This is a genomic window from Pseudomonas sp. FW300-N2F2 (genome assembly GCF_017351655.1).
Classification (GTDB): domain Bacteria; phylum Pseudomonadota; class Gammaproteobacteria; order Pseudomonadales; family Pseudomonadaceae; genus Aquipseudomonas; species Aquipseudomonas fluorescens_AA.
This window is the reverse complement of record NZ_JACNDQ010000002.1, coordinates 707163-733841: the sequence shown is the minus strand read 5'-3', so window position 1 is coordinate 733841 and position 26679 is coordinate 707163. Positions and strand designations below refer to the sequence as shown.

The 26679-nt window shown below is 60.3% G+C and carries 22 protein-coding genes and 1 pseudogene; 7 read left to right on the top strand and 16 right to left on the bottom strand.

The features are described 5' to 3' along the window. The first annotated feature begins 152 nt into the window (after positions 1 to 152). Positions 153 to 2957, top strand: a complete 2805-nt coding sequence (locus J4E63_RS17970) for a winged helix-turn-helix domain-containing protein (protein WP_207282844.1) — start codon at positions 153 to 155, stop codon at positions 2955 to 2957. Here the strand turns inward: J4E63_RS17970 and J4E63_RS17965 are convergent. Beyond that, positions 2904 to 4394: a winged helix-turn-helix domain-containing protein gene (locus J4E63_RS17965; protein WP_207282843.1), complete on the bottom strand. Its 1491-nt coding sequence runs from the start codon at positions 4392 to 4394 to the stop codon at positions 2904 to 2906. The two genes, J4E63_RS17970 and J4E63_RS17965, sit on opposite strands and share 54 nt — an antisense overlap. A 184-nt stretch (positions 4395 to 4578) precedes the next feature. Beyond that, positions 4579 to 5529, bottom strand: a complete 951-nt coding sequence (locus J4E63_RS17960; RefSeq protein WP_207282842.1) for a GlxA family transcriptional regulator — start codon at positions 5527 to 5529, stop codon at positions 4579 to 4581. 310 nt (positions 5530 to 5839) lie between these two features. Here J4E63_RS17960 and J4E63_RS17955 point away from each other — a divergent pair, with 310 nt between their 5' ends. After that, positions 5840 to 6562, top strand: a complete 723-nt coding sequence (locus J4E63_RS17955; protein WP_207282841.1) for a pirin family protein — start codon at positions 5840 to 5842, stop codon at positions 6560 to 6562. 204 nt (positions 6563 to 6766) lie between these two features. Here J4E63_RS17955 and J4E63_RS17950 read toward each other — a convergent pair whose 3' ends face one another. Next, positions 6767 to 7642, bottom strand: coding sequence for a LysR family transcriptional regulator (locus J4E63_RS17950; RefSeq protein ID WP_207282840.1), 876 nt, complete (start codon positions 7640 to 7642; stop codon positions 6767 to 6769). A 110-nt stretch (positions 7643 to 7752) separates the two neighbouring features. Between J4E63_RS17950 and J4E63_RS17945 the strand changes: the two genes are divergently transcribed. After that, a complete protein-coding gene (locus tag J4E63_RS17945) occupies positions 7753 to 8955 on the top strand; it encodes a YbfB/YjiJ family MFS transporter (RefSeq protein ID WP_207282839.1) in 1203 nt (400 codons plus the stop codon). Positions 8956 to 8982: 27 nt separating this feature from the next. Here J4E63_RS17945 and J4E63_RS17940 read toward each other — a convergent pair whose 3' ends face one another. Beyond that, entirely contained in the window at positions 8983 to 10026 is a 1044-nt protein-coding gene (locus tag J4E63_RS17940; RefSeq protein ID WP_207282838.1) for a GlxA family transcriptional regulator, read from the bottom strand. A 292-nt stretch (positions 10027 to 10318) separates the two neighbouring features. Here J4E63_RS17940 and J4E63_RS31305 point away from each other — a divergent pair. Continuing rightward, positions 10319 to 11401: pseudogene (locus J4E63_RS31305) on the top strand (cache domain-containing protein); the annotation flags it as partial. Positions 11402 to 11407: 6 nt separating this feature from the next. Beyond that, positions 11408 to 12262, top strand: a complete 855-nt coding sequence (locus tag J4E63_RS31300) for a methyl-accepting chemotaxis protein (RefSeq protein ID WP_404943340.1) — start codon at positions 11408 to 11410, stop codon at positions 12260 to 12262. Positions 12263 to 12298: 36 nt separating this feature from the next. On the opposite strand, the gene J4E63_RS17930 is transcribed toward J4E63_RS31300, so the two are convergent. The 12 genes from J4E63_RS17930 to J4E63_RS17875 form a co-directional block, all read right to left on the bottom strand. Beyond that, entirely contained in the window at positions 12299 to 13081 is a 783-nt protein-coding gene (locus tag J4E63_RS17930; protein WP_207282836.1) for a phosphate/phosphite/phosphonate ABC transporter substrate-binding protein, read from the bottom strand. A 35-nt stretch (positions 13082 to 13116) separates the two neighbouring features. Then, the gene (locus J4E63_RS17925; RefSeq protein ID WP_207282835.1) at positions 13117 to 14445 is read right to left on the bottom strand and encodes an LLM class flavin-dependent oxidoreductase; all 1329 of its coding nucleotides are present in this window, start codon (positions 14443 to 14445) and stop codon (positions 13117 to 13119) included. Positions 14446 to 14481: 36 nt separating this feature from the next. Then, positions 14482 to 15420, bottom strand: a complete 939-nt coding sequence (locus J4E63_RS17920; RefSeq protein WP_310650715.1) for an ABC transporter substrate-binding protein — start codon at positions 15418 to 15420, stop codon at positions 14482 to 14484. A gap of 16 nt (positions 15421 to 15436) precedes the next feature. After that, positions 15437 to 16120 carry an ABC transporter permease gene (locus tag J4E63_RS17915; RefSeq protein WP_207282834.1) on the bottom strand — a complete coding sequence of 228 codons (684 nt, stop codon included), beginning with the start codon at positions 16118 to 16120 and terminating at the stop codon, positions 15437 to 15439. Next, on the bottom strand, positions 16120 to 16749 hold the full coding sequence (locus tag J4E63_RS17910) for an ABC transporter permease (RefSeq protein WP_063320447.1): 630 nt from the start codon (positions 16747 to 16749) through the stop codon (positions 16120 to 16122). Before J4E63_RS17910 ends, J4E63_RS17915 begins: the two co-directional genes overlap by 1 nt. Beyond that, entirely contained in the window at positions 16746 to 17777 is a 1032-nt protein-coding gene (locus J4E63_RS17905) for an ABC transporter ATP-binding protein (RefSeq protein ID WP_063320446.1), read from the bottom strand. The genes J4E63_RS17910 and J4E63_RS17905 overlap by 4 nt, the downstream gene beginning before the upstream one ends. Before the next feature lie 30 nt (positions 17778 to 17807). Next, entirely contained in the window at positions 17808 to 18752 is a 945-nt protein-coding gene (locus tag J4E63_RS17900) for a fatty acid desaturase (RefSeq protein ID WP_207282833.1), read from the bottom strand. Positions 18753 to 19225: 473 nt separating this feature from the next. After that, positions 19226 to 20092, bottom strand: a complete 867-nt coding sequence (locus tag J4E63_RS17895; RefSeq protein WP_207283228.1) for a DMT family transporter — start codon at positions 20090 to 20092, stop codon at positions 19226 to 19228. A 14-nt stretch (positions 20093 to 20106) separates the two neighbouring features. Then, positions 20107 to 20766 carry a dimethylsulfonioproprionate lyase family protein gene (locus J4E63_RS17890; RefSeq protein WP_207282832.1) on the bottom strand — a complete coding sequence of 220 codons (660 nt, stop codon included), beginning with the start codon at positions 20764 to 20766 and terminating at the stop codon, positions 20107 to 20109. Between the two features lie 172 nt (positions 20767 to 20938). Beyond that, positions 20939 to 21838 (bottom strand): glycine betaine ABC transporter substrate-binding protein, encoded by a 900-nt coding sequence (locus J4E63_RS17885; protein WP_207282831.1) that lies wholly within the window; start codon positions 21836 to 21838, stop codon positions 20939 to 20941. A gap of 201 nt (positions 21839 to 22039) precedes the next feature. Further along, the gene (locus J4E63_RS17880) at positions 22040 to 22975 is read right to left on the bottom strand and encodes an electron transfer flavoprotein subunit alpha/FixB family protein (protein ID WP_207282830.1); all 936 of its coding nucleotides are present in this window, start codon (positions 22973 to 22975) and stop codon (positions 22040 to 22042) included. Further along, entirely contained in the window at positions 22975 to 23724 is a 750-nt protein-coding gene (locus J4E63_RS17875) for an electron transfer flavoprotein subunit beta/FixA family protein (protein ID WP_207282829.1), read from the bottom strand. Before J4E63_RS17875 ends, J4E63_RS17880 begins: the two co-directional genes overlap by 1 nt. Positions 23725 to 23947: 223 nt before the next feature. Between J4E63_RS17875 and J4E63_RS17870 the strand changes: the two genes are divergently transcribed. Further along, positions 23948 to 25984 (top strand): NADH:flavin oxidoreductase, encoded by a 2037-nt coding sequence (locus tag J4E63_RS17870; RefSeq protein WP_207282828.1) that lies wholly within the window; start codon positions 23948 to 23950, stop codon positions 25982 to 25984. 268 nt (positions 25985 to 26252) lie between these two features. After that, entirely contained in the window at positions 26253 to 26636 is a 384-nt protein-coding gene (locus tag J4E63_RS17865; RefSeq protein WP_207282827.1) for a VOC family protein, read from the top strand. Positions 26637 to 26679: the final 43 nt, after the last annotated feature.

The following is a 26679-nucleotide window of genomic DNA, read 5'->3' as shown; positions in this document are numbered from 1 at the left end:
CGCTGCGCGACCCAGCGGGAGCAAGCTCCCTCGCCACAGGGTCCGGCGGCTGGAAGGCTCGGAGCAGAGCCTGCGCCGTTGCGCTTGAAGCCAAACCTGAGGAATATGCTCGGGTAAAGCCCAGGCATCGGGCCCAGGACATCGAGAGCACCATGAGCCATTACCTCAGCCTGCCCGTCGAACAGACGGTGCATTTCGGCCCTTACCGGGTCCATCCGCGCCAGCGCCTGGTGCTGGAGGGCGAGCAACCGTTGCGCCTGGGACGGCGGGCCGTGGAGATTCTGCTGGTGTTGCTCGAACACGCAGGCGAGGTGGTGAGCAAGCAGCAACTGATCGCCCGGGTCTGGCCCAGGAGCGTGGTGGAAGACACCAACCTGCGCGTACACGTCGCGGCACTGCGCAAGGCCCTCGGGGACGGCCAGGCCGGGCAGCGCTACATCGTCACCGTGGCGCAGCGCGGCTACAGCTTTGTCGCGCCGGTGTCATTCGGATCCCTCGACCCATTGGCGCGCATTCCTCATCCGTCCCTGGCGCGCAATCTGCCGCTGCAGCGCACACGCCTGATCGGACGCCAGGCCCTGGTGGAAAACCTGGTGACCCAGTTGCCCCGAAAGCGTTTCATTACCCTGGTCGGCACCGGCGGCATCGGCAAGACCACCGTCGCCCTGCGGGTCGCTGAACGGCTGATCGGCCACTACCGTGACGGCACCCATCTGCTGGACCTGGCATCGCTCAACGATGCGGCCATGATCGTCCCCAACCTGTGCGCATTGCTCGACCTGCCGCTGCAGGACGGTGATCCGCTGGACACCGTCGCCCGACCGCTCAAAGAGCGGCATCTGCTGCTGGTGATCGACAACTGCGAGCACCTGATCGACGCCATCGCCCAGCTCAGCGAAACCTTGCTGCGCGGCGCCCCTCACCTGCACATCCTGGCCACCAGCCGCGAAGGCCTGCGCGCCGAAGGCGAATACGTGCAGCGCCTGGATGCCCTGGCATTCCCCCCCCGGGAAATGCCCATCGAGGGTTACCCCGCCCTGGAGTACCCGGCGCTGCAACTGTTTGCCGAGCGTGCGATGGCCAGCCGTGACGACTTCGAACTGTCCGACCGCGAGGTGCCGTTGGTGGTCGACATCTGCCAGCGGCTGGACGGGATTCCCCTGGCCATCGAGCTGGCCGCCGGACAAATCGGCCGCTTCAGCCTCGAAGCACTGCACCGGCAACTGCAAGACAACGTCGCCCTGCTCCACAACGACACCGGCGCCGCTCCGCGCCAGCAAACCCTGCGCGCCACACTGGACTGGAGCTTCGCGCTGCTCACGACCTGCGAGCAGACCTGCCTGCGACGGCTGGCGGTGTTCATGGGCAGTTTCAACCTGGCCTCGGCCGCGGCGGTGATCGTCGGCCAGCATGTCGCACCCGACCAGGTGCTGGTGTCGGTCAGCCAGTTGGTCGCCAAATCGTTGCTCAACGTCGAGATCGGCGATGAAGAGGTGCGCTATCGCCTGCTGGACACCACCCGCCGTTATGCCTTGGAAAAACTGACCGAAGCCGGGGAACTGGCGGCCAGCCAGGAACGCCACGCCGAACGCTGCCTGGCGCTCATGGGGCAAGCGGAAAACGATTGGGAGAACACCCCCACCCGATTGTGGATCGCCCGTTACGCCGACTATCGCGACGACATCCGCGCGGCGCTCGACCGCGGCTTGGGCCCGCAGGGTTCACACGCCGTGGCGATCCGCCTGACTGCCCGCACCCTGCCCCTCTGGCAAGAGCTGTCGCTGCTCAAGGAGCACGGCCTCTACGTCAACAAGGCGCTGCAATTGTTGCGGGCCAGCCCCACACCATGCCCACGCTTGACCCTGGCCCTGGAGCTGGCCCACGCCAGTTTCAACTACCACACCGAGGGCGGCACGCCGGCCACGGTCCGCGCCTTCGCCACCGCCCGGCAACTGGCCCGGCAATGCCAGGACCTGGCCAGCGAACTGCGGGCCGTGTCCGGGCAAATGACCGTGGACCTCAGCTGCGGCAACTACCAACAGGCCCTGGCCCACAGCCTGGATTTCGACCGACTCGGTTTGCAGGGCGACCCGATCCTGTCCTTGAGCACCCAACGCCTGCGGGTGCTGGCGCTGCACTTCACCGGCGACCAGGGCGCGGCGCGACGTGAGGCCGAACAGGTGATCCAGCGCCTGGCCCAGAGCGGCCACCTCAGCCGCTTCAGCCACGGCTTCGGCGTGCAATACGACCAGAGCGTGGCCGCGCTGACGATTCTGGCGCGCATCCTCTGGCTGCAAGGTTTTGCCGAGAAAGCCCGGCGTACCGCCAACCTGGCGCTGCAGATCGCCTTGCAGATCAACCACGGCATTTCGATCTGCTACACCTTGGCGCTGACCGGTTGCGTGATCGCCCACTACACCGGCGATCATCAGACTGCCCGGGAAAGGCTCGAGCTGTTGAAACAGCAGGCCAAGAAACATTCGGTGATGCTGTTCCACGACTGGGCCTGTCATTACGACAGCGTATTCAATGACCAGCCCCTGGAGACGAGCCCGACAAACGGGCTGATCCAGGACATCGCCGTCACCCTGCGCCCGGGCGTTGTCAGCCCGGCGCAACTGGAACGGGCCCGCAGTGGCGCCGCGGGCTGGTGTTCGGCGGAGCTCCTGCGGGCCGGCGCCGAAACCTGGCTGGCGCGGAACGAGCCCTCCTTGGAAGGCCCCGCCGAAACGCAACTGCTGGCCGCCCTGGCCGTCGCCCGTCGTCATCATGCCCTGGCCTGGGAACTGCGCAGCGCCACGTCCCTGGCCCGCTTGTGGCAGCGCCGCGGGCAAGTCCAAACCGCGCAGGAACTGCTCGAGCCGGTTTACCGACGCTTCAGCGAGGGGTTCAACACCCCCGACCTATTGGAAGCCGGCGCGCTGCTCCAGGGGCTGACTCGCCGGTTGGGGCCTTGAATGGCCCGCGCCCCAAGCGCCTTGCAGCACATAACGCCGATGAAACACGGGCCACTGACCACTGCGCCGCAATTTGTCCAGGGCATAGCCGCGAGTGGTGTGCAGCAGTCGAAAACGTACTCCGTCGGCCAGCGGCTCGACCATCAGCAATGACACACTCGCCAGCCGCAATAGCAATGAGGGTAATTGCCCGACACTCAGTTCAGCGCAAGTGATCACTGCCAGCGCCGCCCTGAGCGTAAACGGCCCCTCGAACACCGCCAGGCGCTGGAACACGGTTTGTTCGTCAGCACTCAAACGCTCGACACTCGAATCCAGCACGGCCTCCAGGCTTCGATGCCGGGCCACCGCCGTACGTCGCCCGTGGCTCAAGACTGACAAGCCGTAATCCAATTGTTCGAGGACCCCCGCCAGCCCCAAGGCGTCGACCTGGGCCGCCGCCAGTTCCAGCGCCAGCGGCAAGCCGTCCAGGCGCTGGCAGATCTGGGCCAGGATCACCCCGTCGCGGCCAACGGGCTGGAAACCCTGTTGCCGGGCGCCCACCCGTTCGATCAGCAACTGCACCGCCGGGCACGCCACGATCTGGTGCTCGGGTTCCAGGGGCGATGCCACGGCCAGGCCCGGCAGCGGCACGATCTTTTCGCCCGGCAGGGCCAGGGGCTCGCGACTGCTGCACAACAGCGACACCCCGGGCGCTGCCGTAGCCAATGCCTGGGCCAATTCCCGACAGGCATCGAGCACGTGCTCGCAACCGTCGAGCACCAGCAACATGCGACAGGACTCAAGACGCCGGCCCAAAGAACCGGGGGCCAGGCCCAGCGTGCCGGCCACCCGCGCCATCACTTGTGAAGAGTCGCTGACGTCCGCCAGGTCAACGAACCAGGCCCCGTCGTCAAAGTGCTCAAGCAGCAGCTCCGCCACCCGCAACACCACGGTGGTCTTGCCGACCCCACCCGGGCCGCTCACGGTGGTCAGGGCTTGACGGGGCACTTGCGCCAGCAGCCGTCCCAGGACTCTGTCGCGGCCGATCACCGGGCTCAAGCGCGTGGGCAGGTTGTGCCGCTCGGCCCTGGGACTCAAAGGCGACTCAACGCCTTCTTGCACCACCAGGGGCATCGCCAGGCAATAGCCTTGTCGCGGATGGTTGAGGATATAGCGAGCGCCATCCCGCCCATCGCCGAAGGCTCGCCGCAGCGCCGCGATGTGCACCCGCAGGTTGATGGCTTCCACGACGCTGTCAGGCCAGACGTGGGCGATGAGGGTTTGCTTGCTGACGTAGTGGCCGGCGTGCTCCACCAGTACCTGCAGAACATCCAGGGCCCGGCCACCCAGCGCGAGGGGCTGGCCGTCACGGGTGACCAGCCGTTGCTGCCGGTAGAAGGCGAACGGACCGAAGCCTACCGCCGGCTCGCTATCGGGTTTGACGAAACTGTTCATGGGCGATCCAGCGCCGGATAACCGGGGCGGGCGTCAGCGTGCGGATCACCGAACACGTCTGCCCCGGGCGCCTGCGCATCCTTTCCAAAGGGTTCGCCGTTATCTTGGCAGGCGCAGGCCTCAGGACAATGCTGGCACTGGGAGCGTCACGGACATCACGGTGCCCTGGACGGACACCGACGCCTCAACTGAACTGCTGACGATATTGCACCGGGGTCAGGCCGAGCTTTTCACCGAACAAAAAGCGCATGTGCCGCACACTGCCGAAGCCGCTGCGAAACGCCACGGTCTTGAGCGGCAGGTCAGTGGTTTCCAGCAGATGACGCGCCCGGTCGATGCGCGCGCCCTGCAGGAACTCCATGGGCGTCATCTTCACTTCACGGGCAAAGACCCGGGCGAAATGCCGCGCGCTCATGGAAGCCAAGGCGGCCATGCGCTCAATGGTGAAGGGTTCTTCCAGGTGCTCCATCACATGATTCTGCACCCGGGTAATGGCCGATTCCTGCGTCGACACCGCCGCCACCGAGGGGCTGAACTGGGCCTGGCCGCCCTGGCGCTTCATCACCACCAGCAACACCTTGGCCACGTCCAACGCGACTTTGCGGCCGTGGTCCTGGGCCACGATGGACAGGGCCAGGTCGATCCCGGCGGTGACACCGCCCGAGGTGATCAGGCGGCGGTCCTGCAGGAAGATCTTGTCGGTTTCCACCAGGGCCTTGGGGAAACGTTGTATCAGGCGTTCGGTGTAATGCCAGTGGGTAGTGACGCGATAACCGTCGAGCAAGCCCGCCTCACCGAGCACGAAGGCACCGGTGCAGATGGAGCCGTAGCGCGTAGCCCGTTGCGCCGCGGCCCGCAGCCAGGTGTGCAGCCCCGGATGCCGGTCGTTATAGGCCCCCGGCCCACCCGGCACCAGCAACACGTCATAGGCTGCCCATGCCTGGTCGATATGGATATCGGCCTGCACCGCCACGCCGTTGGACGCTCGCAACGGCCCGCGCTCGGTACCCAGGGTCAGCAGTTGATAACGCAGGTCCCCTTCGAGGTAACGATTGGCGATGGAAAACACTTCCAGAGGCCCGGCCATGTCGAGCAGCAAGAAATCCGGGAACAGCACCATTGCAACGGTTTTCATTAAAAAGACGCCAAAAAAATCCAGAAACTATAAATGCCCCCTGTGGGAGCGAGCTTGCTCGCGATAGCGTCAGATCAGTTGGAATCGATGTAACTGATACACCGCTATCGCGAGCAAGCTCGCTCCCACAGGGTTTATCGTCAGCATTATGGCGAAGCCAGGCATCCACCGGTAGGCATTCTCGATTGTCCACTCCAAGCAGACAGTCTTTCGTTTTCCACCTGCTTATTGAACTTCAGGATAACCATTAACCTTCTTCTGAACCCGGCGAACGGCCCAGCCGCCGCCCATAGACATCAGGAGAATCATCATGCTGACCCTTCGTAAAGCTTCGGACCGCGGCATTGCCCGCCACGGCTGGCTGACCTCGTTCCACACCTTCTCGTTCGCCAGCTACCGCAATCTCAACGAACAGGGCTTCTCCGACCTGCTGGTCATCAACGACGACCGGGTCGCCGCGGCCAAGGGTTTCGGCCAGCATCCCCACCGGGACATGGAGATCTTTTCCTACGTGCTTGAAGGGGCGCTGGAACACAAGGACACCCTGGGCACGGGCTCGGTCATTCGCCCCGGTGACGTGCAGTTGATGAGCGCCGGCAGCGGCGTGGCCCACAGCGAGTTCAACCACAGTGCGGACGAGCCGGTGCACTTCCTGCAGATCTGGATCGTGCCCAACGTCAGTGGCGCCACGCCACGCTATCAACAGGAGCATTTCAGCAGCGAGCAGAAACGCGGTCGCCTGCAATTGATCATCTCCCCGGACGGCGCCGACGGCTCGCTCCAGGTGCGCCAGGATGCACGGGTCTACGCCGGGCTGTTCGATGGTGAGCAAAGCGCCACCTTGACCCTGGCCGCGGATCGCTATGCCTACGTGCACGTGGCCCGAGGCGCTGTCGAGCTCAACGGCGTGCGGTTACAGGAAGGTGATGGTGTGCGGGTGCGCGAGGAGCAGGTCCTGACCTTGAGTCACGGCCAGGATGCCGAGGTGCTCGTGTTCGATCTGCGGCCGCAGGAACTGCCACAGATGCCATGAAATGCCCTTTAGGCCCTGTGGGAGAAATTGTCACAGAGGCTATGAAGCATCCATTGTGGGAGCGAGCTTGCTCGCGATGGCGGAGTGTCAGCTACATGAGTATCGGCTGACCTGACGCCATCGCGAGCAAGCTCGCTCCCACAGGGTCTACAGGGGGTTTCACAATGGAGCCTCCACATTGAATGGCCGGCCGCCCCCGACGCCTCACTCATTCTCCAGCGCAAACACCTCGACAATCTCATCGATCACCGCCCGCACCCGTGCCGTATGGCGCAGGTCCGCGTGGGTGACCAGCCAGACCTCGTAAGGCAGTGCACGCGTGCGCTCCGGCCAGATCCTCTGCAACCCGTCACGCGCCCCCATGTACAGCGGAATCTCCCCGACACCGATGCCCGCGGCAATCGACCGACGCACCAACAGGCTCGAACTCAGGCTGGCCACGATCCGTCCGCGATTGATCGGCTCCGAGACCAGGGTGAAATCCTTGCTGCCCTGCCAGTACGGCTGATAAACCACCAAGTCATGCCCCTCGAACTCGCTGCCGGGCGACGGTACGCCACGGGCATCGACATAGGCTTGGGACGCAAACAATCCTACCGGCCAACGGGCGATTCGCCGAGCGATCAGGTCAGGGTTGTCGGGCCGGGTGTTACGCACGGCGATATCCGCTTCGCGCTTGACCAGGCTGAGGATCTGCGTGGACGCATCCAGTTGCACGCGCACATCGGGATGGCGCTCATGCAGGCTGGCAATGGCCGGAATCAAGAAGTCGATGGCCAATGAGTCGGTGGTGGCGACCCGGACATTGCCGATCAGGCGTTCATCCAGGCCCTGTATCCGGCGCTCCAATTCAAGCGCCGAATGCTCCATCTTCTCCACCGCCTTGAGCGCCGCCTCGCCGACGGCCGTCAGTGCGTAACCGTCTGAGGTACGCAGGAACAACGCGGCATCCAAGGACTTCTCCAACGCCGTAACGCGCCGCCCCACAGTCGCCTGATCCACCCCCAACACCCGCGCGGCACCGCGCAAGGTCGACGCTCGGCAGACGGCCAGAAACACCCGTGCATCATCCCAATTCATTCGCCCTCCTCCGATGCATATTTGCATCACTCTGACGCTAAATCGCTGCACAAACGCAGCAACGATAGCCGATATGCTGGACGCTATAAACCTTTCACAGGATCGCTGTCATGCCCTCCTCATCCGCTGCGCTCGAATCACCTCCTACAAACATCTGGCTGCCCATTTTCGCCGGCCTCTGCGCCAGCCTCGTCAGCATCGGCCTGGCGCGTTTCGCCTATACGCCACTGATCCCGGCATTGATCGAGGCCCGTTGGTTTTCTGCCAACGACGTGGTCTACCTGGGGGCGGCGAACCTGGTCGGTTACCTGATCGGCGCCCTGCTCGGCCGTCCCATGGCCCACCGACTGACCAACCGGAACGCGTTGCGGCTGATGATGCTCGTCGTGACCGGCGCATTTTTCGCCTGTGCCTTCCCGGTGTCGGTGACCTGGTATTTCGCCTGGCGACTACTGTCGGGGATCGCCGGCGGCGCGATCATGGTACTGGTGGCGGCGACTGTATTGCCCCATGTACCGGCGGCACGCAAAGGCTTGGCCAGTGGCGCGATTTTCCTTGGCATCGGCCTTGGCATCGCCGGTTCAGGCACGATTGTGCCGCCGCTGTTGAGCCTGGGCCTGCCGGTCACCTGGCTGGGGCTTGGCGCCCTGTCGCTGGCATTGACCGGGTTGAGCTGGTTTGGCTGGCCCCGGGACACGGTGCGGGTAACAGCCAGCGCTGCGCTCGACGAGCCCATGCCCCCTGCGGTTTTCCAGTTGTTCGCCCAGTATGCGTTCATGGCCGCGGGGCTCGTGCCTGCGATGGTCTTTTTGGTCGACTACGTGGCGCGCGGCCTCGGGGCCGGGGCACATGTCGGGGCAATGGTCTGGGTAATGTATGGCCTCGGGGCGATTGTCGGACCGGTGAGCTATGGTTTTCTCGCCGATCACCTTGGCGCGCGCAAGAGCATCCGACTGGTCCTGGCCGTGCAAGCGATTGCTCTCGGCTTGCTGGCGGTTTCACACACCTTCATGGTATTGGCGCTGCTCGCCGTGATCATCGGTTCATTTCCGCCGGGCATCGTGCCCTTGGCCCTGGCCCGAGTGCATGAACTGGTTCCTGACCATCATCGCCAACAACTGGCCTGGAGCCGGGCCACTGTTTCGTTCGCCACCTTCCAGGCGCTGGCCGGGTTTGCCTACTCGGCCCTGTTCAATGCCAGTGGCGGACACCACGGATTGCTTTTCCTGATCTCCGCCGGTGCGATTCTTTTTGCGTTGATGCTCGACTTCCCTTTCGGGGCAGAAAAAAGCTCGAAAGTCGTGAAACCGTGATTACCGACGCAGCTCAGACGAAAAACGTCAGCGCAAGGCTTGCTTGCGCTCCGATTTCGAACGGTAACTGCCAGGCGGCACACCAAAGAAATCCCGGAAACGACGCTGGAAGTGCGGGGAACTGACGAAGCCTGTCGCCACGGCGATTTCGGTCACGGACCGATTGGTTTGCTGGATGAGTTGACGAGCACGCGTCAGGCGCAGCTCCAGGTAATAGCGCGTTGGGGTCGCGCCGAGAAAACTGCAGAACCGTCGCTCCAACTGGCGCTTGGAAATCTTCACGCACGCCGCCAGCTCATCGATGGTCAAGGGCTCCTCTACGTTCTGCCACATCAGCTCCAACGCCAACTTGAGACTTTCCGGCAGCGTCGGGTCGGTCTCGACGAAAACCGGTGGCAAGTCCGTCGCATCGTCGCCCGACTCATCACAACGCAGAATTTCCTCGATGGCCCCCACCAGCGCCGCTCCGCCCGTCTGGCGAATCAATTGGAGCATCATGCGCAGCGAACTGTTGGCGCCCGCGCAACTGACCCGCTCCCGATCCACCACATAGGCCCGGTTGGACACCTTCACATGGGGGAACACCTCCACCATCATGGCGCGGCTTTCCGGGTGGACAGCGCATTCGAAACCATCCAACAGATTGGCATCGGCAACGAAGAAGACACCGTTCCACAACCCGCCCAGGATCGCCCCGGACGCCGCATTGGCGCGCAGCTTGCGGCGCAGCAAGGGATGACCTTGCAACTTCACGCGAAAGCCCCCGGCGACAATCAGCACGTCCTGGTTTTCCGCCATCTGCGCCAGTTCGATGTCCGTCGAGATGACAATGCCCAGGTCGCTCGTCACCTGCCCGCCTGAAACCCCCACCGTCAGCACCTCGTAGAGGGGCATGTCGCTCATCAGGTTGGCGGTCACCAGGGCGTCCACCGCACCGGTGAAGGACATCATCGAGAAGTTGTCCATCAATACAAACGCGACGCGGATCGGCGCCTCGCTGGCGGGCGCCGCTCCGAGCGGTCGATAAGCCATGTTCTTGTTCTTGAGTACGCTCTCGAATGCGCTTGGCATAGGGCCTCGTTAATACATTAAAGACGATGAGGATTGGCTGCACGTGGGTGCCCGAGCCGCAGGGCGAAGGCGCAGGGCAAACCACGCTATCTTCCAGACTAGTCAAGCCGCCTGCAATCGCGCCTACGCCCTCTACCGATCGTCCCGCGCCAAAATGGCAAGCCTCAAGTGCCTACGACTTTGGTCGATACACTGGCAGTAGGCATAGGCGCTTTTCCCTTCCAGAGACTCGCAAGGCCAAACACTGCTGTTTCCGCCGTTCCAACACTTAAAATATTCCGCGGGAGAAGTCATGAATATCAAACAGAAGCTGACATGGGCGTTCGCGGCCATCGCCTGCCTCCCGGTTATCCTGGTAGCGGTGCTTGTCGTAATGAACCTGCGCGACGCCGCAAAGGCCAACTTCCTGGACAGCAGCGGCCGTGAAATCCGCCAGATCGACAACGGCATGAAGCAGTTCTTCGATGGCATCAGCCAGAACGTCGAATACATCGCCAAGGATCCACGGATCATCGCTGCCAAGGGGTTGAAAAACTACTCCCTGGCCGATGCCGCACAAACACCGCTCCCCGAGATCAACCAACAGCTCCTGGAAATATTCGACCGATTCGCCAAGAGCCATCCGACCACCGCCTATCTGTCCGTGGGGCTGAGCGACGGTGGCTACGCCAGCTGGCCTGACGATCCGAAGATGACCAACTATGACCCGCGCGTGCGCCCCTGGTACAAGGCTGCCATCGCCGCACCGGGTACTACCGTGCGCACGGACGCCTATTACTGGGCGCCGGACGATGTGTCGCTGATCGGCACCGTACACACGGTCGCCGACGCCAGCGGCAACGTCGTGGGCGTGGTCGGCCTGGACGTGTCGCTCAAGCAGCTCACCGAACTGGTCAAGAACATCAAGCTGGGCGACAGCGGCTACCTGATGCTGGTGGAAGCCAACGGCAACGTCCTGGTGGACGCCGCCGATGCCAAGCACAACTTCAAGCCGCTGGCCGACCTTGGCCCCAACTATGCCGAGCTGGCCAAAAGCAGCGATGGCGTGACTCAGATCGAGATCGACGGCGTGCCCTACATGGCCAACGTGGTCAGCTCCAAAGGGTTGGGCTGGCGCTTCATCGGCCTGATCAAGCGCGATGAAGTGATGGCCGAGGCCTCGAGCCTGACTTGGCTGATCGCCGCCATCGCCGCCGCGCTGGCCGTGGTCTTCGCCGTGGTGGGCGCCAGTTTCGCCAGCGTGATCGTGCGGCCGATTCGCGGCGTTGCCAATGGCCTGCAGGAAATCGCCGAAGGTGAAGGCGACCTCACCCGCAAACTCATCGTGCAAGGCAAGGACGAAACGGCCACCCTCGCGGGCTGGTTCAACCAGTTCCTGGGCATGATCGCGCAACTGATGCAACGCATCGGCAGCGCCTCTTCCGACCTGCAAACCGCCGCGGCCGATACCAGCCACGTCGCCCAGAACATGAACGATGCCGCCGGACGCCAGCGCCAGGCCGTGGAACTGGTGAGCACCGCGTTCAACGAAATGGTTGCCACCGCCAACGAAGTGGCCCGTTCTTGCAGCCAGGCCGCCTCCAGTGCGGACGAAGGCTACCGCGATGTGCACGACGGCCAGCATCACATCGGCGAAGCCACCGGCAGCGTGCTGAAACTGAGCGAAGACCTGCAAAAATCGACCCAGACCATGCAGGCGTTGGAGCAGGACAGCAAGAACATCAACACCATCCTCGACACCATTCGCTCGATTGCCGAACAGACCAACCTGTTGGCCCTCAACGCCGCGATCGAAGCCGCACGGGCCGGCGATCAAGGTCGTGGGTTCGCCGTGGTGGCCGACGAGGTGCGGGCCCTGGCACGGCGCACCGCCGACTCCACCGGCGAGATCGACAGCCTGCTGGGCAACCTCGCACGGCGCACCCTGGAAGTCACCCAGCAGATGCAAAGCAGCCTGCAGGTGTCGCACACCAGCGTCGAGCGCATTCAGCAGGCCCGTGACAGCTTCGACAAGATCCGCAATTCGGTGGACTCGATTCGCGACCAGAACACCCAGATCGCCACGGCGGCAGAGGAACAGCACCAGGTGGCCGAAGACATCAACCGGCACATCGCGCAGATTCATGCCGATGCCCAGTTGGTCGAGGAATTCGCTCACTCGGCACAGACCGGCTCGGGGCGTTTGACGGATATTTCCGGGCAGCTCAAGGGCTTGGTTGGGCGCTTCAAGTTCTAGCGTGTTCGAGGTGGCGAGCCAGGGACGGCTCGCCGCTCAGGATGATACAAACGAAAAGCCGCGATTGGCCGCACTGCGCTCATACTCCAGAAGACACTCATAGTCAGCCTCGCTGGCCGGCAGCACTTCCCTGATCGCCAGGTCACGGGAAATCTCGGGAAGCTGGCTCAAGGCTTCGTTCATTGCGTGCCGGATAGACTCTGCTTGCGTCGCCGTTCGACGAATCGACGTTATGTAAGGCAGGCAGGGACTGCGCACACTTCGCACCAGGATCCTGAGGCCTTCGATCTCGTCACTGTTATCTCTCGCCAGATAGTCGTAGGTGACGCTGTCGATAGAAGCCAAATCACCGTCGTGATTCTTCAACCTTCGAATGCTCTCCCTGTGGGATCCGGTGAAGGTCAGTTTCGAGAAAAAACCACGGTCGCTGATTCCTGCCAACGTGTGGCGCAATAAATTCATTCCGGAGTTGGAATCCCGGGCGTTGATCAGGCCATGGCTGCCCTGCAAACCCGCCAGATCGGTGACGGCCGAATCAGCTCTACACAGCAGCAAACTGCAATGGTCACCCCCCGAGCTATGAGCAAGCTCATAGCTCGGACGCCCTATCAGCCTCACCTTTCCCCGCAGTGACGTGACGAATGGATAGCCGCAGGTCTGGGATAACAACAGATCAGGGGAAAGCCAATGGGACACGGGATCAACGATCTGCCTTTGCTCACGGCGCTCACCCAGAATCTCCAGGGTGCGCTGGAGCCAGGCGTCCTGGGACTGTAAAACCCTGGCGGGAGCGAGGTACATGGATAGATCGCTGGTCATATGAAAGCCATTCAGAGGATTGTGATTGACGCCGATCACAGCAGGAAGCGGTTGGCAGGCGTCTTCAAACCCAAGCGATCCCTCAGGGTCCCGGGTTCATATTCCTTGCGGAAAACCCCTCTGGCTTGCAGCAAAGGCACCACGCCACGGGTGAATGTTTCGAAGTCAGTCGGCAAAAACGGAAACATGAGGTTGTAGCCATCGACGGCATTCGACTCGTATAGCGCTGAAAGCTTATCGGCAATATGCTCCGCCGTTCCGATCAGCAGCCAGGTACTGGAACTCTTGACCAACCGGCGCCCTATTTCACGGATGGACAAGGTCGTGTCGTACTTCTTGAGCAGGGCCAGCTCGGTTCGAATGCCATCGAACTCAGACTCATCCGGCAACGCGGGTAGCGGGCTGTCCGGCGACAGGCCTGTCAGATCAAGACGGGTGTAGCTGGAGACCAGATCAATCGCCACGGCATCGATAATGAGGCTGTCCTCCAGTTGCCGACGTCGCTCCTCCTCAGTCTCATCCTCCAGAACCACCGGAAGCACACCGGTAATGATTTTCAGATCACTGGAATGCCGGCCCTTCAACTCGAGCCGGCGATTCAAATCGGCCCTATACGCCAGTCCCTCTTCGACCGTATTGATGAAACAGAAATGCACGTCCGCATGGGCGGCTGCCAGATCCTTGCCCGCTTCAGAAGACCCCGCCTGGGCAAGGACTGGATGTCCTTGCGGGGGACGCGGCACGTTAAGCGGCCCACGCACATTGAAATGAGTTCCTTTGTGATGGATCGGGTGAATTTTAGACGGGTCGGCAAAATCGCCGCTGTCCTTGTCAAACTCAAGAGCCCCCTCCTCCCAGGAGTCCCAAAGCTGCTTGACGACATGAATGAACTCCTCGGCCCGCCGATAACGATCGCCGTGTTTCGTCACGCCTGACAATCCGAAATTCGAAGCCTCCTCTTCCAACCAGGAGGTCACGATATTCCAGCTGGCTCGCCCTGTGCTGAGGTAGTCCAGCGAAGCAAAATATCGCGCAATGTTGAAGGGCTCGTTGTAGGACGTTGAAGCGGTGCCCATCAGCCCGATGTGTTCGGTGACAGCCGCCAATGCGGACAAGAGCGTAATCGGTTCAAGGCGGGCGTTGGCATAGTGCCTCAACCCACTGGCGACGGAGTCCCAGACCGCGACGTGATCCGCGACAAAAACCGCATCGAACTTCGCTGCTTCGGCTGCCTGCACCAGTTTCACGTAGTAGCCCAGCGTCAATATTTCCTTGGTCGGCGACAGCGGGTGGCGCCAGGAAAAACGGTGATCCCCTTGGGGATTAAAAAAGAACAAATTCAAAATCATACTTTTATTGGACATAACGCCTCCGCGACCTTACCCACATCGCATTCATGTTCAGTTGGCCGCCTTGACGGTATTTTCAGCGACCCACTGCGCCGCGACTTTTGCGGGATCCTTGTGATCGATATCCACCAGGCGATTGAGTTGCTTGAGGTCGTCATCGGTCAGTTTTGCAGAGACCTCGTTGAGCACTTTGGTGACTTCTGGGGTTAGCAACGCCTTGCGCCCCAGTGGCGTAATGTTTTGCAGGGGCTGCTGGTGCTTGTCGTCCTCGAGCACAACCCAAGGTTCTTTTGCCAGGATGCCTTGCGTGGAGACCACCGTGGCGACGTCGATAGCGCCTGAGTTCAGCGCCAGCCGCGACAAGGGGCCGCCCATGTCCAGCGATTTGACGCTCTTGAAGTTGATGCCGTAGACCGTCTTCAACCCTGGCAGGCCCAAGGCGGCAGTGGTGACTTCGGGAGGCCCACCCAGCGTAAGTTCACCGGAGACGGGCGCCAGGTCGGACAAGGTCTGCAGGTTGTACTTTTCTGCGGTTTTCTGGGTGACGGCCCAAGCGGTAATAGAGCCCGCGGCCGAAGGTTCAAGCAACTGGAGGCCCGCCGGCAACTTCTGTTGCAAGGCGCTGACGATCTCCTTTTGGCTGGTCAGGGCGCTCTTGTCGTCATAGAAACTCAACAGTGATCCTATGTACTCGGGTACAACGTCGATATCCCCGTTTTCCAGCGCCTTGGCGATGATCTGGCGGTTCCCCAGGTTGAGCCGGGTCTTGACCTCAATCCCTTCCTTTTTCAAAGCTGACGCATAGATATTTGCGAGAATCGTCTGCTCGGAAAAATTGGCCCCGCCTATGGTGATGGACTGGGCACTGGCAAATGCGCTGCCCACCAGCAAGCCTAACCCCAGCAACAATGAAACCGAGTGCGCTGAACGAGCCTTCGAACGTTGTTTGTTTTTCATTTGGATTTGCACCTCTGCAGAATTAATACGCACTTTCAAATGCCCCTGATCATGTAGCGCTCAGTTCAACATCCCCCGCTCGCCATTTTCGAACCATGAGTGTTTCGATCATTGAACAAACCCACTCGCTGACAATCGCAAGTGCCGACACCACCAGTGCGCCGCCAATGATTTGAGGGATGTCATTTCGACCCAGCCCGTCAATGAGAAACCTGCCCAGCCCGCCGAACCCTGCATAGGCGGCAATGGTGGCCGTGGCAATAAGTTGCACCAGGGCTGAGCGGAATCCAGAAAAGATCAACGGAAAAGCCAACGGTAATTCCAGCTGGATAAACATCTGCCATCTGCGCATCCCCATCGATTTGGCAGCATGCTTCAGAGACGAATCCACCTGATCGATGCCAACATAGGTATTGGTCAATATCGGCGGGATGCTCATGGTGACCAAGGCGATAATCACCGTGCTGGTTTCATAGCCAATGACCATGATTGCAAGTATCACAATACCCAGGGAAGGCAATGCTCGCCCAATATTGAACAGCCCGATCGCCACCTGCGCGCCTTTGCGGTAGTTAGCCAAGAGTACGCCGAGCGGCAACGCTATCGCACAAGCAATCGCCAGGCTCAAAGACACATAATAAATATGCTCCGCCAGCCGAGTCAGTATCCCGTCTTCGCCCAACCAGTTTTCAGGAAGAGAAAACCAGAGGTAGACATCTGCGATCCTATTCATTAGCGCACCCAAGGGACCAGCCATTTATTGATTGAATAAAACAGAAAATCAAAACATAACGCCAACATCACCGTAAGAACCAAACTGACCGCCACAGGCGTAGTGAAACTTTGAGCCAACCCGGTAATGAACAGCTGCCCCAATCCACCTTGACCAATTAACGCAGTAACCGTCACCAGCCCTACCAATGTCACTGCGGTCGTTCGCAGCCCTGCCAATAACGAAGGCAGCGCCAGGGGAAGTTCAACCCCCAGGAATCTCTGCATGCGCGTGTACCCTAGCGCACGGGCTTCTTCCAGCACGTCCGGAGGGTTGCTCGCAAGGCCCGCCAAAGTGTTCTGTAACACAATGAGCAAGGCATACAGGCTCAAACCAATCACCGCCGTCGTCTTGGACAAACCGGTAAAGGGCATTATCAGAATGAACAGCGCCAGGGACGGAATGGTAAAAAGTATTCCGCTGATATAAATCATGGGCTGCGCCAACCCTGGCTTCCATAACGTCAAGAGCACCATTGCGCCCGCTAACAACATTCCTATAAACAGGCCGAAGGTCACCAGCTGAATATGATCAAATAACAGCTGGCCTATCTGCTGCCAGTTTTCAACGATCCAGGACCAGTCAATCATTGCGCACTTCCAAAGCGGCGCTCATTGAGTGCGCTGTGAAAGCTGGCAATCGACAGGCAACCTTCGTAACCACCCGCCTCGTCCACTCGAACAACCACACCGAGCGGAGCCGTTAGAATTTTAACCAGTGCGTGATGCAACGAATCATTATTCGACACCGTGGTAAGTTCAGGGACAGGCAAGTCGGATTCACTGACCCACTTCAGCGGATTGGACTTATCGTCCAGCAGAAGTTTGAATTCGCAATTGACTTCATCCACAGGAAGATCAGAAACCTTCATCAGCGACAGTCTTTTCAACAGCGGATCCTTGCCGATGAAGTTCTTCACAAACTCGCTGGCAGGATGGGCAAGGATATTGTGAGGTGTATCGAACTGAGCAAGCTTTCCTTCGCCCTCGAAGATGGCGATCCGGTCACCAATCTTGATGGCCTCTTCCATGTCATGGGTCACCAGGATAATGGTTTTATGCAAACGCCTCTGCAGCGCAACCAGTTCGTCCTGCAGTCGCTCGCGGATCACCGGATCAAGCGCGGCAAAGGGTTCGTCCATCAATACAACCGGTGGGTCCGAGGCCAATGCCCTCGCCAAGGCAACACGACTTTGCTGCCCGCCCGACAGTTGATTAGGGTACCTGTCCAGAAATTCCGGCTGAAGCCCGACCAGGGAAATGAGCTCGCTCACGCGCTGGCGGATCTTATGCTTGCTCCAACCCAAGAGCCGCGGAACCGCGCCAATATTTTCTGCAACGGTTTGATGAGGAAATAAGGCTGAGCTTTGCATCATGAAACCGATGCCACGGCGAAGCGTCACGACGTCAAGCTCATCGGTCGCCACCCCATTGACACTGATACGGCCACTGTCCTGGGTGTCCAGTCTATTGATCATTCGCAAAATGGTCGTTTTGCCACACCCACTTGGCCCGACAAATACGCAGATCTCCCCCTCCCGGACATGAAGCGTTAAATCGCTCACGGCCATTCGCGGGCTGCCTTTATGAGTTTTCTTGATGGCTTCAAAACGTATCATTTTCCGACGCCCAGATTAGCTTGAGTATTTTTAGTGCCTGGCAGGATGGCGAGGACAATCCACGGGATTGATCAGATGCCTCTGCAATAACTGGAAGTAGCCATGAATGACATAGCCATTGTTTCGCGCGATCCATTGTTCACGCCTGGCTCTATACACCCGGGGCAAATAAAACCAGGGCAAACCGGGAAGATCGTGATGAACCAAGTGAAGATTGAGGTTAAGAAAGAGCCAACTCAAAAGCCCTGAGGACTCATTGATCACCGTACGGTGTTCTGGCAGCGTTGACGGCCGATGCTCGTAAAACGACCTGATCATTGCAATGGACAAGGCCGGCAGCGAAACTAAAAATACGTACTGCACAGCACTGATGGCGCTGTATTGTTCAACCAAGGTCAGCACCACGACGACACTTAGCACGTGAGCTATCCACACTCGTCCAGTACTTCCTCCCGCGAGAAACAAGCCTCTGATCTCGCTACCCAGCAGGGATATCACTGCCAATGGTGCTCCCATGAGCAAGCGACCACCCAAGGTCTTGTTTACCCAAAGCAACGCTTTCACATAACGAGGTGACTGCAACCAGTAGGCACTTGTGACATAGCGACTTTCTGGATCTTGACCAGGCACCGTCAGCACCTCGTCGTTGTGATGCGCCAGATGCGTGTCCCTATAAATGTCGTAGGGATACCAAACGGCAAACGGCAGAAACCCCAGGGCTTTGTTTATGGCAGGCCAACGCGTTGGGTGACCGTGAATAAGCTCATGCTGGATCGACATCCAGAGCACGACCAGTGGAACCAACAGGACAATGCTGATGAGTTGGCCAAGTGCCTGCCCATGAAAAACAATAAGAGCCCAAGCCAGATAAAAGCCGACCAGTAAAAGCCAGGTGGGCCATTCAGTCTGGCTGGTCAAGGTCCTGCTGAGCTTGACGATTTCGGCTCGATGAGCTTCATCCAAATAATTTGGCATGGTGGTAAGTCGCGATAGGCTGCGCTGAACAGACGCCCACTCACTCACACTTCAAGCGACCACCCGGGACCGGGTATTACCTCAAGATGACTGACTGACGTTACGGTATGGAAGTGCCGACAGCGGTGCGTCACATGGCGTAGAGCAGAAACGCCAAGCCTTCGCTGATTGCACTGCAGGCCTCACTGTTGGCCTGGCAAGGGAGAGGTTTGCCGGTCACGAATGGAACGGCAATGGCGGCACAAGAACTGATGCGGAGAGTGCCGGACTGAGAAATCACTGCATGGGCCCCGTCATGCGACAGAGCCTCAAGGCTGATTTGGAAGATTCGGGCGCCGGACATAGTCGTACCATAGGGTAGGGTTGAACATATCCGGCGGTCCGGTAGCGTCAACTTAACATGCCAACTAATTCGATCAAGGAATATATTATATTATGCTTATTCCTGGATCGAATAACATAAAACGGGCTCCCTACCCTTTCGCCTTGATTGCATACAGGCCTGCGGCAATCACCATGCACGCCCCCACGACGGTCCATGGGTCAGGTAGTTCGCCGAATATGAACAGGCCGATGAATGTGGCGAACACTAACAGCGTGTAGTTGAACGGTTGAAGCGTACCTGCCGTTGCGTACTTGAGCGCCTGGAGGAGTAGCAACTGCGCCACCATGCCGATCGTCGACAGCACGGCGATCAGGCCCCACTGTGTCGGGTTCGGCGAAACCCACCCTGGCAAGCCAGAGAACGTGATGGCCAGGGCGCCGAAAAAGCCCATGTAGAGCATGTTCGTCGCGAATGAATCATCCCGGCTGATCCGACGTGTCAGCACACTGAAGACTGCGAACCCCAGGGCCGACAACAGCGGAATCAGCGCCGCCAACTCGAAGACGCCGGTTCCCGGACGGAGGATCACCAGGGTCCCCATGAACCCTATGGCCGCGGCCACCCAGCGACGGACGCCGATGAACTCACCCAGGAACGCACCTGCCAAGGCCAGGGTCATCAGCGGAAACACTGCATACAGGGCATGCATCTCCGCCATTCCGAGGTAGCGCAGCCCCAATCCGAACAACGCGCTTTCGCCCACCCCCAGCAAGGCACGGATAACTTGCAGAACAGGATGATGGCTTCGACACGCCGCTCCCAGGTGGCCACGATAAAGGCTATAGCCGACAGCGAATGCCAGGAATACCCAGTAACGCACCATGACGAGCTGGGCGACGGGAAGGTCCTTGACCAGCACTTTGGTGATCCCGTCCTGGCTTGCAAAGAGCAGCATGGAAAGCAGGCACAAGAGGATTCCAAGTTGAGGCCGTGGGGCATCACCCACGGTGTGCATCCCCCGTGGTCGGCTCAAGCGCAGGGCTCATGGAGCAATCCCCACAGTGCCAGGAGTGGCGCTTGCGTTGATCTCATCGCATGGGTGCAGGACGGTGGGTTTATGACAATGCCCCCTGCCCCGGGCGTCCACCAGCCTACGTCCTCGCGATACCAGTCGCCTGGGGACAACACCAGATAGAACTCAGCCGGAGGATGCTGGTGGAACGGATAACAGGTTTCGGGCGCCATGAGGGCCAACCCCAGGGTCATGCCGGGACAGTCGAACAATCCCCCTGGACCGGTGACCATGCCATGGCGATGCCGCTCCACGAACCGATCGTCCTGGCCTGCCTGGGCCTGACGATTGATCCAGGGAACATGGGGCACCAGCGCGTTCAACGCCTCCAATACCCCTGCCAGGTGTTCGGGGGCTCTTGGCGCAGCGTCGAATGCCTGGGCCAAATAGGGCGCCAGGACTGCCGGTAACGCGCGGGGCGTTGCTGGCGGCTTCTTGAGGGTCCACTCGGTCAGGCCCAGGGCGGCGGCATAGGCCTGTGTCGCCCCGGATGTACCGTCCGCCAGGTGGTTCGAGAGGATTTCATGCAGCGATCGCCGAAGCCACTGCGCGCTGCAGGTGACGGCCGGATCCAACGACAAAGGCTCGTGACGGGTGACCATCGTTTTCAACCCCATTCCTGAGTCAGACGCAGAAGAAGATCACAGGCTGCTCAACGTATCCCAGCGGTACTGGAAGCAGGTCCCTACATGTTCCAAGGGTAGCCCGAACGGTATCGATGACAGCCGACGCCCTTCACTTTGCGTCAAGGGCACCGAACTGCAAACACCTATCAAGCAACGGCGGCGATTATTGGCTGACGGTCGCCGAGGCGGTCTGACTGCCAAACATGGCCTCGAAACGAGGCTTGTTAGCGGCGTAGTACTCGGCAACGACCTTGTCTGCCGAACTGTCACGGGCGGTCGCCATCAGCTTCTCAAGGTCGGCCTTGGGAATCTTGAAGTTGGCGAAGAACCGGGCGACATCGGGATGTTCGGCGCTAAAGCCTTTGCGGGCAATCGCGTGAATCTGCTCGGCGCCGCCGAAAACCTGCTTCGGATCATCCAGGTAGCGCAGCGGCCACTTGGCGAACATCCAGTGCGGGCTCCAGGCGTTGATCAAGGCCCATTTGTCACGTTTGAGGTTGCGATCCAACTCGCTCAACATGCCAGACTCTGAAGAGGCGACCATCTTGTAGCCTTCGAGCTTGTATTCCTTGATGGCCTTTTCCGTGAGTTTGTATTGGCCGTTGCCCACTTCCGAGGTCAGGATCTTGCCGTCGAGCTTTTGCCGCACTTCAGGCTTGTTGAGGTCCTCGACAGTGGCGAGTTCGCTGGTGGGAATGGACGTTGGCACGGCCATGCCGATCCGACCTTCATACAGCACGCCAAGGTCTTCGAGCTTGTCCTGGTACTTGTCATAGAATGCCTTGTGAGTGTTCGGCAGCCAGACCATCGGGATCAGGTCGATATTGCCGTTGGCCAAGGCCTGGAACTGGATACCAATATCGGCGAGCACCAACTTGACCGGTTGCTTCAAGTGGTCGCGCAATGCGGTATCCGCCAGCTTTACAGCGATTTCCGTATCCGACCAATTCACCCAACCGATACGAATGGGCGTGGGTTCCTCGGCGTGGGCCATCAGGCTGCCGGCGGCCATCGCCAGGCCTGCAAGCCAGCCAATACGAGTTTTACTGGAAAACGTCATCATGGTGCATCTCCGCGTACTGTATTAATAGTTATTGGCAGGGCAGCAGAAGAATTCACGTTCCCTCATCAAAGCAGAGTGCCATTACACTCCTCAAGGGATTTAATGTTATGCATGGATAAGTTCTGGTTATGCGAAACCCTTCATGTATTCAGGTCGTCCGGCCCTCCTCCGCCCTCTGGCGGAACTTATGAATGTAAGCACTCACAATGCTTTTTCGAGCGCCGGCAAGGCCTCGAACAGATCCGCCACCCACATGTAATCCGCCACCTGGGCAATCGGCGCTTCAGCGTCCTGGTTGATCGCAACGATGACCTTTGAACCACTCATGCCCGCCAAATGTTGAATGGCGCCACTGATACCCGCCGCGATGTAAAGCTCTGGCGCGACGATTTTCCCGGTCTGCCCGACCTGCAGATCGTTGGGGGCAAACCCCGAATCCACCGCGGCACGCGAGGCCCCTACGGCACCGCCAAGCTTGTCCGCCACCCGCTCGATCAGGGCGAAATGCTCTTTGCCCTGCATCCCGCGGCCACCGGACACGACGACGCGGGCGCTCGACAGGTCGGGCCTTTCGCTGGCCGTCAGTTGTTCGCTCACGAAGCGCACATTGCTTGCGCTTTGCCCGCCCTCCACTACCACCACTTCGCAGCGATGCTCGTGGGACAGGGCCTGGGCGAACGCCGAGGCACGGACGGTGAGCAACTTGATCGGATCGAGGGACTGCACCGTGGCGATGGCATTGCCGGCATAAATGGGTCGTTGGAACGTGTCCGTCGAGACGATCTGGGTGACGTCGGACAGCATGCCGACATCCAGGCTCGCCGCGATCCGTGGCAGTACATTGCGGCCCATGCTGCTGGCGTCGGCAACGACGTGCGTATACCCCTCGACCACCAGTGAAGTGACCAGCGGTTGGACATTTTCAGCCAGGGCATTTTCGAACATCGCCCCTTGTGCGAGCAGCACCCGATCCAGACCCTGGGTGAGCGCCGCCTGTTGCGCCACTGCCAATGCGGCCGTCCCGCCCATCACCAGCAAATCCGTCTCGGCCCCCAGGGCCATGGCGGCGGTCACGGCACTCCATGTACCAGCCGTCAGTTGACCGGCACTGTGCTCGGCGATCACCAATGTGCGCATCAAATCACCCCCGCAACGTTCTTCAATTTATCCACCAGCTCGGCCACCGAACCGACGTTGATCCCCGCTTTGCGCACCGCAGGCGGGACCACCCCTAATAACCGAGCGTGTTCCTTCACGCTCGCGCCCAAGGTGTCTGCGGCAATGATTTCCAGCGGTTTTTTCTTGGCTTTCATGATGTTCGGCAACGAGGCGTAGCGCGGTTGGTTCAGGCGCAAGTCACAGGTCACCACGGCCGGCATGGCGAGGGCGACCACCTGGCTGCCACCGTCGACTTCACGTTCGACGACCCATTGCCAGTCGACGTGATTGATTGCCGAGGCGTAAGTGGCCTGACCGCTACCGATCAACTGCGCGACCATTTGCCCGACCTGATTGTTCTCCTGGTCGATCGCCTGTTTGCCGAACAGGATCAGTTGCGGCTTTTCCTGATCGATCACTTTGCTCAGGTACTTGGCGACGTTGAGCGGCTCGAGTAGCGCATTCGTCTCGACCAGCACTGCCCGGTCCGCGCCGAGCGCCAATGCCGTGCGCAGTTGTTCCTGCGCCGCCGACGTGCCCACCGAGACCACCACCACTTCGGATGCCAGCCCCTTTTCCTTGAGGCGAATCGCTTCTTCCACCGCGATTTCGCAGAACGGATTCAAGGCCATCTTCACGCCATTGAGCTCGACGTCTGAACCATCGGCTTTCACCCGGACTTTCACATTCGGGTCGATGGCGCGTTTTACCGCAACGAGTACTTTCATGGTTCCTGGCATAGCGCTTCGCACAGCCCCCTTGCACTTTGGATCGATGCGCGATGGCCGGCCGCACGAGCCGGACCACCCCTGTTTCGACTGGATGGTAATCCTGGTTTTTACGTCACGCAAGAAAAATGTACACCTGTGTCCCAACCGTTGACACTCATGAACATTCGACATACCGTTATGTCAAACCAAGCCTGATGTTCTGTTCCCGGAGCGCAACACCATGTCCAGCGATCCTCTGCTGCAGCCCTATAAGATCAAGCACCTGACCCTCAAAAACCGGATCATGACCACCTCCCACGAGCCCGCTTATCCTGTCGACGGCATGCCGAAGGATCTGTACCGCGCCTATCACGTCGAACGCGCCAAGGCCGGCGTGGCGCTGACCATGACGGCGGGCTCCGCCGCCGTTTCCCGCGACAGCCCACCGGTGTTCAACAACGTGCTGGCGTACAAGGACGAAGTGGTCAAATGGATGAAGGACATCACCGACGAGTGCCACGAACACGGCGCGGCGGTGATGATTCAACTGACCCACCTGGGCCGGCGCACGCGCTGGGACAAGGCTGACTGGTTGCCGGTGGTATCGCCTTCCCATCGCCGCGAAGCGTCTCACCGGTCGTTTCCGAAAAAGATGGAAGAATGGGACATCGATCGCATCATCAAGGACTACGTCGATGCCGCCGAACGCATGAAGGCGGCTGGTCTTGACGGCCTGGAACTGCAGGCCTACGGGCACCTCATGGATCAGTTCTGGTCGCCGTTGACCAACGATCTCGACGGGCCCTACGGTGGTTCGCTGGAAAACCGGATGCGCTTCACTTTTGATGTGTTACGCGGCATTCGCCAGCGCTGTGGCGAGGACTTCCTGCTCGGGGTGCGCTACACCGGCGATGAAGACCTGCCCGGCGGCTTCGGTGCCAGCGACGGTCTCCAGATCTCCCACATGCTCAAGGACAGTGGGCTGGTGGATTTCCTCAACGTCGTGCGCGGGCACATCGATACCGATGCAGGCCTCACCGACGTGATCCCCATCCAGGGCATGCGCAACTCGCCGCACCTGGATTTTGCCGGCGAGATCCGTTCGGCCACCGGCTTCCCGACGTTCCATGCGGCCAAGATTCCGGACGTCGCCACGGCGCGTCACGCCATCGCCTCCGGCAAGGTGGACATGATCGGCATGACCCGGGCGCACATGACCGACCCGCACATCGTGCGCAAGATCATCGAGAAACGTGAAGAAGAGATCCGTCCCTGCGTCGGTGCCAACTATTGCCTGGACCGCATCTATCAGGGCGGCGCCGCGTACTGCATCCACAACGCCGCCACCGGCCGCGAAACCACCATGCCCCACGAAATCCCCAAGGCGTCGGTCAAGCGCAAGGTGGTGGTGATCGGCACCGGCCCGGCGGGCCTGGAGGCGGCACGGGTGGCCGGCGAGCGCGGCCACGACGTCTCGGTGTTCGAAGTGGCGGATCAGCCCGGTGGGCAGATCCGCTTGACTGCGCAGAGCGAGCGGCGGCGCGAGATGATCAGCATCATCGATTGGCGCATGGCGCAATGCGAACGGCTGGGGGTGAAGTTCCAATTCAACACCTGGGCCGAAGCCGAGACCGTCATGGCCGAGGCACCGGACGTGGTGATCGTCGCCACGGGCGGCTTGCCCCATACCGAAGTGCTCAAGCACGGCAATGAGCTGGTGGTGTCGACCTGGGACATCATTTCCGGCGACGTCAAGCCCGGCCAGAACGTGCTGATCTTCGACGATGCCGGCGACCACGCGGCGCTACAAGCAGCCGAGGTCATCGCCAACAGCGGTGCGAAACTGGAGATCGTCACGCCGGACCGGTCGTTTGCGCCGGAGGTGATGGCGATGAACCTGGTGCCTTACATGCGCAGCCTGCAAGACCTGAACGTTACCTTCACGGTCACCTATCGGGTCGACTCCGTGGAGAAGCGCGACGGTCAATTGGTGGCCAACTTCGGCAGCGATTATGGTCAGGTGCACAAGCAGCGCGTGGTCGATCAGGTGGTGGTCAACCACGGCACCCTGCCCCTGGACGATTTGTACTTCGAACTGCGCCCGCACTCGAGCAATAACGGCGCGGTGGAGCAGCACAATCTGATCGCCGGGAAAACCCAGAATATCGTGACCAACCCGGAGGGCCGTTTCCAGCTATTCCGAATTGGCGACGCGGTGTCGGCGCGTAATACCCATGCGGCTATCTACGATGCGCTGCGGCTGGTCAAGGACATTTGAGGTAAGGCGCTCGGTAAACCTGTGGCGAGGGAGCTTGCTCCCGCTGGGCTGCGCAGCAGACCCATTTCGTGAGCGCTTCGCGCTCAAGCGGGAGCAAGCTCCCTCGCCACAGGTTCATCGTTTTTCTCAAGTGGGCAGCGTTGCACATGCCCCTGGACAAGACCAACGACGCCTTCGAGTTGATGCCCACCGGGCAAAGCATTCGTACCGTCATTCATTTCTGAGATCCGCTCGAAAAACCAATTCCCCCCATAGCAAGGAAACCAAGATGTCCGTTTTTACCCATGTCACCGTCGGCACCAACAACCTGGCAAAAGCACGTGCGTTTTATGACGCCACCTTGAAAGAGATCGGCCTCAAGCGTGTTGCTGATCTCGCGGATGCCGGCTCCATCTGGGGCGTCGACAAGCCGTCGTTCTTTGTCCTCAACCCGGCCAATGGCAATCCGGCGTCCATCGGCAATGGTGTCACGGTGAGCTTCGAAGCGCCGAACCGCGCTGCGGTCCAGGCGTTCCATATGGCCGCCTTGGCAAACGGCGGCGTCTGCGAAGGCCTGCCAGGCCCCCGCAGTTGGGCGGACAATGCCTTTGCCGCTTATGCCAGGGACCTGGATGGCAACAAGTTGGCTGTGTATTGCTTCAAGGCTGAATAAAGCGGCTGACCCAGCGCTATCGCGAGCAAGCTCGCTCCCACAG

What these genes read in the sequence shown, in the direction of transcription:
- J4E63_RS17970 (WP_207282844.1), top strand. Translation starts at nt 153, where the DNA reads ATGAGCCATTACCTCAGCCTGCCCGTCGAACAGACGGTGCATTTCGGC.
- J4E63_RS17965 (WP_207282843.1), bottom strand. Translation starts at nt 4,394, where the DNA reads ATGAACAGTTTCGTCAAACCCGATAGCGAGCCGGCGGTAGGCTTCGGT.
- J4E63_RS17960 (WP_207282842.1), bottom strand. Translation starts at nt 5,529, where the DNA reads ATGAAAACCGTTGCAATGGTGCTGTTCCCGGATTTCTTGCTGCTCGAC.
- J4E63_RS17955 (WP_207282841.1), top strand. Translation starts at nt 5,840, where the DNA reads ATGCTGACCCTTCGTAAAGCTTCGGACCGCGGCATTGCCCGCCACGGC.
- J4E63_RS17950 (WP_207282840.1), bottom strand. Translation starts at nt 7,642, where the DNA reads ATGAATTGGGATGATGCACGGGTGTTTCTGGCCGTCTGCCGAGCGTCG.
- J4E63_RS17945 (WP_207282839.1), top strand. Translation starts at nt 7,753, where the DNA reads ATGCCCTCCTCATCCGCTGCGCTCGAATCACCTCCTACAAACATCTGG.
- J4E63_RS17940 (WP_207282838.1), bottom strand. Translation starts at nt 10,026, where the DNA reads ATGCCAAGCGCATTCGAGAGCGTACTCAAGAACAAGAACATGGCTTAT.
- J4E63_RS31300 (WP_404943340.1), top strand. Translation starts at nt 11,408, where the DNA reads ATGATCGCGCAACTGATGCAACGCATCGGCAGCGCCTCTTCCGACCTG.
- J4E63_RS17930 (WP_207282836.1), bottom strand. Translation starts at nt 13,081, where the DNA reads ATGACCAGCGATCTATCCATGTACCTCGCTCCCGCCAGGGTTTTACAG.
- J4E63_RS17925 (WP_207282835.1), bottom strand. Translation starts at nt 14,445, where the DNA reads ATGTCCAATAAAAGTATGATTTTGAATTTGTTCTTTTTTAATCCCCAA.
- J4E63_RS17915 (WP_207282834.1), bottom strand. Translation starts at nt 16,120, where the DNA reads ATGAATAGGATCGCAGATGTCTACCTCTGGTTTTCTCTTCCTGAAAAC.
- J4E63_RS17910 (WP_063320447.1), bottom strand. Translation starts at nt 16,749, where the DNA reads ATGATTGACTGGTCCTGGATCGTTGAAAACTGGCAGCAGATAGGCCAG.
- J4E63_RS17905 (WP_063320446.1), bottom strand. Translation starts at nt 17,777, where the DNA reads ATGATACGTTTTGAAGCCATCAAGAAAACTCATAAAGGCAGCCCGCGA.
- J4E63_RS17900 (WP_207282833.1), bottom strand. Translation starts at nt 18,752, where the DNA reads ATGCCAAATTATTTGGATGAAGCTCATCGAGCCGAAATCGTCAAGCTC.
- J4E63_RS17895 (WP_207283228.1), bottom strand. Translation starts at nt 20,092, where the DNA reads ATGCACACCGTGGGTGATGCCCCACGGCCTCAACTTGGAATCCTCTTG.
- J4E63_RS17890 (WP_207282832.1), bottom strand. Translation starts at nt 20,766, where the DNA reads ATGGGGTTGAAAACGATGGTCACCCGTCACGAGCCTTTGTCGTTGGAT.
- J4E63_RS17885 (WP_207282831.1), bottom strand. Translation starts at nt 21,838, where the DNA reads ATGATGACGTTTTCCAGTAAAACTCGTATTGGCTGGCTTGCAGGCCTG.
- J4E63_RS17880 (WP_207282830.1), bottom strand. Translation starts at nt 22,975, where the DNA reads ATGCGCACATTGGTGATCGCCGAGCACAGTGCCGGTCAACTGACGGCT.
- J4E63_RS17875 (WP_207282829.1), bottom strand. Translation starts at nt 23,724, where the DNA reads ATGAAAGTACTCGTTGCGGTAAAACGCGCCATCGACCCGAATGTGAAA.
- J4E63_RS17870 (WP_207282828.1), top strand. Translation starts at nt 23,948, where the DNA reads ATGTCCAGCGATCCTCTGCTGCAGCCCTATAAGATCAAGCACCTGACC.
- J4E63_RS17865 (WP_207282827.1), top strand. Translation starts at nt 26,253, where the DNA reads ATGTCCGTTTTTACCCATGTCACCGTCGGCACCAACAACCTGGCAAAA.